The organism is Thauera propionica, from assembly GCF_002245655.1.
Lineage (GTDB): Bacteria > Pseudomonadota > Gammaproteobacteria > Burkholderiales > Rhodocyclaceae > Thauera > Thauera propionica.
Genome location: NZ_NOIH01000040.1, coordinates 21,963 through 29,867, shown reverse-complemented (window position 1 = coordinate 29,867; position 7,905 = coordinate 21,963). Strand labels below are relative to the sequence as shown.

At 62.7% G+C, this 7,905-nt stretch carries 6 protein-coding genes and 1 pseudogene; 2 read left to right on the top strand and 5 right to left on the bottom strand.

The window, feature by feature from the left end; translation table 11 throughout:
• Positions 1–116: 116 nt before the first annotated feature.
• Entirely contained in the window at positions 117–401 is a 285-nt protein-coding gene (locus CGK74_RS18270) for a type II toxin-antitoxin system RelE/ParE family toxin (RefSeq protein WP_011342942.1), read from the bottom strand.
• On the bottom strand, positions 398–676 hold the full coding sequence (locus tag CGK74_RS18265; protein ID WP_094269793.1) for an antitoxin of toxin-antitoxin stability system: 279 nt from the start codon (positions 674–676) through the stop codon (positions 398–400). The genes CGK74_RS18270 and CGK74_RS18265 overlap by 4 nt, the downstream gene beginning before the upstream one ends.
• Before the next feature lie 205 nt (positions 677–881).
• Between CGK74_RS18265 and CGK74_RS18260 the strand changes: the two genes are divergently transcribed.
• Positions 882–1,508, top strand: a complete 627-nt coding sequence (locus CGK74_RS18260; RefSeq protein ID WP_476718185.1) for a recombinase family protein — start codon at positions 882–884, stop codon at positions 1,506–1,508.
• Positions 1,505–2,587 (top strand): annotated as a pseudogene (locus tag CGK74_RS18255) (DUF4158 domain-containing protein); the annotation flags it as partial. The gene CGK74_RS18260 and the pseudogene CGK74_RS18255, both read left to right, overlap by 4 nt.
• An 84-nt stretch (positions 2,588–2,671) precedes the next feature.
• On the opposite strand, the gene istB reads toward CGK74_RS18255, so the two are convergent.
• The 3 genes from istB to CGK74_RS18240 form a co-directional block, all read right to left on the bottom strand.
• On the bottom strand, positions 2,672–3,460 hold the full coding sequence (gene istB / locus CGK74_RS18250; protein WP_094269792.1) for an IS21-like element helper ATPase IstB: 789 nt from the start codon (positions 3,458–3,460) through the stop codon (positions 2,672–2,674).
• A gap of 44 nt (positions 3,461–3,504) precedes the next feature.
• Positions 3,505–5,031: an IS21 family transposase gene (gene istA, locus CGK74_RS18245; protein ID WP_094269791.1), complete on the bottom strand. Its 1,527-nt coding sequence runs from the start codon at positions 5,029–5,031 to the stop codon at positions 3,505–3,507.
• A gap of 459 nt (positions 5,032–5,490) precedes the next feature.
• A complete protein-coding gene (locus CGK74_RS18240; RefSeq protein ID WP_133091960.1) occupies positions 5,491–7,497 on the bottom strand; it encodes a site-specific integrase in 2,007 nt (668 codons plus the stop codon).
• Between the last annotated feature and the right edge of the window lie 408 nt (positions 7,498–7,905).

The following is a 7,905-nucleotide window of genomic DNA, read 5'->3' as shown; positions in this document are numbered from 1 at the left end:
GCCTAGATCATAGCCAATGGGGCGTTTTTACACAGCCTCGGCCGCATGCCGCCGACCGCGGTCTGGCTCGAAAGCAGTCTGTCAACGCGTCGTTTCATTGTTGCCATGATCACCTCTTAATCGCGCACAGGCGGCCACAGGCGGGCCGTATGCACCAGCGTCAGTATCCACACCGTTTCGCCGTCGATCTGGTACACCAGGCGATAGCTTTCGTGCGGGATCAACTCGCGGGTCCCGGGAATCTTTCCCGGCTTGCCCAGCATGGGGTGCTGGATCAACCGGGCGGCCGCGTCACTGAAAATCTCATCCATCCGGGCCGCCGCGCGCGGATTGTCGGCTGCGATGTAGTCCCACACATCGGCCCGGTCTTGCTGCGCTTCGGGCGTCCAGACAACCCTCACGCCTGGCCCGCCACACTGGCACGCCGTGCGGCGAATTCGGCCTCAACTTCATCGTTCGATCGCCCCAATCCAGCGCGCATCGAAGCCCGGCCGGCTTCGACCTTGCGGCGCAGGAACTCGTCGTACTCGCGCGACTCGCGCTGGCGCTGAACGAACTCGCGCATCAGTTCGCGCAGCACTTGCGACGCCGGGCGATGGGCCGCCTCGGCTTCGGCCATAAACTCGGCGCGCAACTCAGGCTCCAGCTTCATCGTGAAAACGGCTTGTTTTGACATGATCGGGGCCTCCTGCCACTTAATACTAACAAAGTATATACATCGTCATGACTAAGCGCTACGCACAGAACGCTGCAAGACGAGCCTGCGCTATGCCAAGGCCTGTCGGAAAACATTTGTTTTGCGACAGTCCTTCAACAGTCCTCTGCACCAACCTCCGAGTGGCCGCAAAATTGTGCGGAAAACTCTGTCGCCAGACGCTACCATGCGGAAACCCCTTCTTGATGGTTTTCCGCTTATGTTGGTAGGTTACATGCGCGTGTCGTCGGATTCCGACCGCCAGAGCACGAACTTGCAGCGCGATGCGCTGCTCGCCGTCGGCGTCGATGCGCGGCATCTGTTCGAGGATCATGCTTCCGGCGCGAAGGACGACCGCGCGGGCCTGGCGCGGGCGCTCGAATTCGTTCGCCCTGGCGACGTGTTGGTCGTGTGGAAGCTCGACCGGCTCGGCCGTTCGTTGTCGCACCTGCTCGCCATCGTGACCTCGCTCAAGGAAAAGCAGGTGGCGTTCCGCTCGCTGACGGAGAACCTGGATACCACGACGCCCTCGGGCGAGTTTCTGTTCCAGGTGTTCGGCGCGCTCGCGCAGTACGAACGCGCCTTGATCCAGGAACGTGTCGTCGCCGGTCTGGCTGCCGCCCGCAAACGCGGCCGGATCGGCGGCCGGCCGCAGGCGATCACCGGCGAGAAGCTGGAGGCCATCGTCGCTGCGCTCGATGGCGGCATGTCCAAGGCGGCGGTGTGCCGCAACTTCGGCGTCAAGCGAACCACGCTGATCGAGACCCTGGCACGGGTTGGTTGGACGGGCTCTCGTGGAGCGTCATCGCGATGACGACCAAGAGCGAACGATTGACCGTCCTGTCGGACGCCGAGCAGGAAGCCCTGTACGGCCTGCCGGACTTCGACGACGCCCAGCGGCTGGAATACTTGGCGTTGACTGAAACCGAACTGGCGCTCGCCAGCAGCCGGCCTGGTCTCCATGCCCAGGTCTATTGCATCTTGCAGATCGGTTACTTCAAGGCCAAGCATGCCTTCTTCCGCTTCGACTGGAGTGAGGTCGAGCACGATTGCGCCTTCGTGCTGAGCCGCTACTTCCACGGCGAGTCCTTCGAGCACAAGCCAATCTCCAAGCACGAGCACTACACCCAGCGCGAGTGGATTGCCGATCTGTTCGGCTACCGGCCGTGGGCGGCCGAGTTCCTGCCGCAGCTCGCGCAGCAGGCCGCGCAGACCGTGCGGCGCGACGTGATGCCGGGGTTCATCGCCGCCGAGCTGATCGTCTGGCTAAACGAGCACAAGATCATCCGGCCCGGCTATACCACCCTGCAAGAGCTGGTGAGCGAAGCCCTGTCCGCCGAGCGTCGGCGGCTGGCTGGCCTGCTGTCGGAAGTGTTGGACGAATCGGCCAAGGCCGCGCTGGGTCGGCTTCTAGTGCGTGACGACACCCTGTCGCAATTGGCGGCGCTCAAGCAGGACGCCAAGGACTTTGGCTGGCGTCAGATGGCCCGCGAACGCGAAAAGCGCGCCACGCTGGAGCCGCTGCACCGGATCGCCAAGGCGCTGCTGCCCAAGCTCGGCGTCTCGCAGCAGAATCTGCTGTACTACGCCAGCCTGGCGAACTTCTACACCGTCCACGATCTACGCAACCTGAAGGCCGATCAGACCTACCTCTACCTGCTTTGCTATGCCTGGGTGCGCTACCGGCAGCTTTCCGACAACCTGGTCGATGCGATGGCCTACCACATGAAGCAGTTGGAGGACGAAAGCAGTGCGGGCGCAAAGCAATCCTTTGTCGCCGAGCAGGTGCGCCGTCAGCAAGACACACCGCAGGTCGGCCGCCTGCTGTCGCTTTACATCGACGACAGCGTGCCCGATCCCACGCCGTTCGGCGATGTGCGCCAGCGCGCCTACTGTCACTGACCGCCACAATAGAGCCACCGATGATCGGCATATAGAAGCCACTCGAACCGGGCTCTGACGGACGTCGTTGGGGGGTCAAGAATCGATGTTTTTCGGGGTGCTGGCAAGGGCGTTTTTCGCCCGATTCGGCCCCTGTCGCGGGGCGCGGTAAGAGGCCCCGTCGAGGGTGAGGCAATAGGCGTTGTGGCGCAGCCGGTCGACGGTGGCCGAGGCGAGCAGCCGGTTGCCGGGGAAGGCCTGGTCCCACTCGGTGAAGTCGAGGTTGCTGGTGACGATGGTGGCAGCACGCTCGTAGCGCTCGGCGATGAGGTCGTGCAGATCCTCGTCGGCGGGCGCGCGAAGCGGTTTGAGGCCGAAGTCGTCAATGATGAGCACCGGCACGCGCGCCAGTTGCTGCAGCTTGCGCTCAAAGGTGCCGACCGCGCGCGCTGCGTTCAGGCTGGCGAGCAGTTGCGCGCACGAGGCGAAGATGACGTCGTGCCCCTGACGCACGGCGCAGTGCCCGAGCGCCTGCGCCAGATGGCTTTTCCCGGTGCCGCAGGGGCCGACGATCAGCACCGGGGCGCGCTCGTCGATGTAGCGCCCGGTCGCGAGGTCATGGACCAGGGCGCGGTTGGTCGAGGGCAGGCGGTCGAACTCGAAGCCTTCGAGCGTCTTGGTGGCGCGGAAGGCCGCACGGCGCAGCCGGGTGCCGAACTTCTTCTGCTCGCGCCGGGCGATCTCGTCCTGGATCAGCAGGGCGAGAAACTCCGTATAGGCGAGCTTGGCATCGATGGCCTGGCGGTTGCGGGCGTCGAGCGAATCGAGGATGCCGGAGAGGCGCAACTGCTTGAGCTGTGGCGCCAGTTCGGTGGCAGGGTTCATGGTGGGTGGCTCCTTGGATGAAGTGGGCGCGGGCTGCGCCCGGGTCAGTGAAACGTGGGGCCGTCGTCTTCGAACAGCGACGCGGTGGCGCGCGCGAAGCGCGCACGGCCGGCATAGGGCTCGGGGGTGATCGTGCTCACCGGGGCGAGGTCGTGACCGCCGGCGAGGATGGTCTTGACGGTGCGGTAGTGCGGGCTGTCGTGGGCGATGGCCCGCTCGCACGCGGCCTCGAGGCGTGCGGCGCCGTACTGGCCCTTGAGCGCGAGGACGCCTTGGGCGGCGCGCAGGCGCTCGCTGACGCGGTCTCCGAGCAGTTGCCCGATCAGCTGCGCGCAGGCGTCTCCGATCTCGCGGGCCTGCTGCAGACACCAGCTGCGGTCGTGCGCGAAGAAGCGCTGGGCGGCCAGTGGCAGATGATCGGAGACGGTGCGACGCTCACCGGGGCGGCGCGCGCGGGCATGCGTGGCGACCGGCTTGAAGTCGTGATAGACGGTGACTACGGCATCGGTGGCCCGCAGCCACAACGCCTTGCCCACCAGCGCGAACGGCACCGAGTACAGCGCGCGCTCGAAGCTGACGTGACAGTCGCGATGCACCGTCACCGCGTGCCAGGTGCCCAGATCCGGCGGCACCTCGGGCAGCGGCAGCAAGGTGCTGCGCTCGACCGCGAAGGTGTCGAGCGGGCGCACGCGGGTGGTGCCGTGAATGCGCAGCCCGGCTTCCTTCAACACCCACTCGCGCACCTGCGCGTTCAGATCGGCCAGATCGCGGAAGCTGCGCGTGGGCAGGAAATTGCCCTTCACGTATTTGACGCCGGCCTCGACGATGCCCTTCTTCTGCGGGTCGTGCGGCGGGCAGGCGTCGATCCGGAAGCCGTAGCCTTCGGCACACTCGGCGTAGGCGCGCTGCACCTGCGGATCGTGCAGGCACGCGCGGGTGATCGCGCACTTCGCGTTATCGATGATGAGCCGCGCGGGCACGGCGCCGAACCACTCGAAGGCGCGACGGTGGCAGCCGAGCCAGGTGCGCACGCTCTGGTCCCAGACGAACTCCACGTACTGGTGCCGCGAGAAACACAGCGTCATCACGAACGCCCAGGTACGGCGCAGCTCCCCCGTGGCCGGATCGACCAGTTGGGGGCCGGCGCCGAAGTCCACCTGCGCGGCCTCGCCCGGGGCAAAGGTGAGGCGCACCGTGGCCTCAGGGGGCTGCTCGCGCCTGATCTGGGCGATCAGCCGGCGCACGCTGGAGTAGTGCCCGATAAAACCGTGCTCGCGCTTGAGCGTGGTGTGGATCACCACGCCGGAGACGCCCTGCGCGAGCCACTGCTCCACCAGCGGCCGGTACGCGGCAATCGAGGACTGGGCCGTCACCGGCAACTTCGGCTGCCCAAGCGCGGCAGCGATCTCGGCGTCCTCGGGCAAGGGCCGCTCGGGATCGAGCCAACCCTGGGCGCGAGCCAGCTCGCGGAAGCGGGCCGCCTTGCTGCGCCCCATCAGTTTCGAGCGCGCGATCTCGCGCTCGGAATCGCCCTGGCGCATGCGCATCAGGGCCTGGCGGTACTCGTACATCTCGATGCTCCTGCGGGCCACCGCCTACCTCCTGCCGAACAAAAAGGCAGCAGGGTAGCGATGGACCGGTCAAGGTCGAGACGTCTGTCAGAGTGGAAGTGGCTCCATTACGCCGATCCGGCGCTGGCCTCTATGTGCCGATCCGCGACTGGCTCCAATATGCCGATCACGGACTGGCCTCAATGCGCCGATCACGCGGTGGCTCCATTGTGCCGATCATCAACTGGCTCCAATGTGCCGGTCGGTGACACTTGGCACATTGCCAACGAACTTTCTCCTGACGCCGAGGGAGGTGGGGATGCACGCATACACCCCCACGACTCTCCGCGACCTTGACGTAGTCTTCCCACTGCAACCGTTTTGGCATGCTTGCCCCCATATCACTGATGATTGTCCTAAAAGCGGGGGCGAAGCCCCCGCTTGCCTGTCCTGCGCTATGTATAGCGAGCGGATGCGGATTCAGTTTTTCTTCAACTGCACAAAGAGGGCATCAACGTTGCTGTTGTGGCTCGTCAGGGAGTCATCGCGCTTGAGGTGTGCATAAGCCTGCATGACGGTGGACAGCCGGTCGTTAAGCAGTTCAGCAACCTGCAGGAAGCCGTTAGGATTCTTCTTCAGGAACGCTGTCGCGACTAGGTGCCGGAATCCATGAGGAGAAATACCACTGCAACCTCGGATGTAGCGCTTGGTGAGCTTAAGAACCTGTCTTCCCATCTCGGTCCAGAGTCCTGTTGAGCGAGAGCTAAGGAGGAGATAGGTGTCATTCGGGTCCATGGCGAGTACTGGACGATACTCCTCAATATATTCGTCCAGCATTGCGGTGACCCAAGGTGCAATCGCAACGTCGTAGCGCTTCCCTGCGCCACTCTCACCGTTTTTCAGCTGTGATGACGTCAGCCGCAGTCGATATCCCTTATCCGTGCGATAGACGCTGCCAGCACCGGATGAGCTGATAGTTAGCGACTGCATCGACCGCAGCCGCAGCGGGTTCGAGAGAAGCAAGGCTAGGAGGAGGGCATCACGCTTCAAGATAGCCTGCTGTTTCGAGCCTGGTGCAGCTGACGCGGCGTCTCTTTCAATCCGCTTGATGCCCTCGAGCACCGGAAGGAGAGGTTCGTCAAGATCCAACAGAAACGCGATTGGATCCTGGGGTGCGCGACGAATCCCGGTCGAGCACTTGCGCCAGGCCTTGACGACTTTTTGCGTCTGCTCGCACATCAGCTTCCACGCAGTGTCATCGAGCGGACGATAATCCTCCGGGAGACTGTGTCGAAGCTCGCATCGCTGTCGCAAATAGCCTGTGCCGTCCCTCAAAAGAGAAGCGACGTACTGGCAAAAAACCGCATGGCCTGTGTGTTTAACGCCCTTGGCACGTTCGGTCTTGAATTCCAGGAAGGCGTTGATAGCCTCTGGATGTGCGAGCCACGAGAGCGTTTGTGCCTGGTCGGAGGGCAGCCCCCATCCTCCGGCTTCAACCGGGCGGATTAGAAAACCGAGGAAGGATCTTAGCTGGATAAGAAACACATCGGCGGAGGGACAAACCTGAGAGCCCTTACAGACCAATGCGGACCTGCTTGCCGAGTCCTTCTTCGGGATAAGACGCCAAACGCCTCTCGCACTCCGCTCGAATTGAGGTGCGATGGAGGTCTTGTAGTCAAAGAGGGACTTCCACTCACGAGTCAGATTCGCGTTGAAGTCGGATTCGTGAATAGCATAGCGGTCTTCGATGAGAAGTCGCAGATCTTGCCGGAAGCCGATTGTCGTGGCGTTGCTATTGTCGACACGCGGTTCTTCATCTTTGACGAGTCGGGTGAGTGAGTCGCGTCCAAGACCGAGCTTGAACTCCAGGCGTCGTAGTGGAGCGAGGCCGCGAGCGTTTGGTGTCGCGCCAGCCAGCCATCTTTGAAGTGCAGAGGGGCTTATCCCTGCCTGCTTGGCAAGGGTTTTCGGCGCCAGCCCGGAGCCTGCGACTGCGCGTCGAAGCTCCTGGCTAAGACTCGTCTCCTTCGGGCTTCGTCCAAGCGATGCGGCTTTGAGCTTCTCGAAGTGGCCGCGAATCACCTTGAGGTGATAGCGACGGTCGCGTTTTGTGCTCGTCGCGACCTCAAGGGCATTGAGGTAATCTGCAGCCGAAGCGTCGAAATTGTTGGTGAGTTCGAGGCCCACGCGGCTATCGATGGTTTTGCCGTGATACGCGAGGAAGGAGTGCAGCGTCGAAGCGATGTTACGCACCTGCTGCGGTAGCGGGGCGGCAGTGGAACCTCCTTCCGGGCCTTGAGGACTGCTGAAACTGGCGGCGATGTCCGCCAGGAGTTGCTGATATGTGATGATCAAGATGGACTCCCAAGTGGAGCCCGCAACAACGTTTTGCTCTACATAAATGTCCTTTGGGGTGACGTTATACGACGTCGTTAAAACGTAACGACGATTCTGCAAGTCACTGAAACTGCAATTAATTCCGTTCATCGCTAGACCTCCTGCTTAACAGTCCGGAGGTCTGGGAGTCGTTATTGTCCTTTTGGTGATAACGTGCGTTGCGAGCGGTTAGTCTTACGTATAGCGACGAGACCGTGTTTACTTTGTCCAGTGGTCAAGTTTTCGAAACGCTCCGGATGCACCACGTCGGTTTGTGGTGAGAGGCGAGGCAGAGGGCGCTCTACGGAGTGATACCGAGTCGCCTCGAAGACGCGTTTTAGCGCCTCGGATTTTGAATTGAGAATTGAACGCTAAGGCTGCGGACCATGAGCGCTGAATCAAGCTGCGCCAGATTCCGCGGCTCAAAGACGTACCGATCTGACGGGTATGCCAAACTCTCTAGGCGGATAACAGCCGACCTCCGCTTGACGAGTCCCTCGCCGAATGGTGCGTTAACGA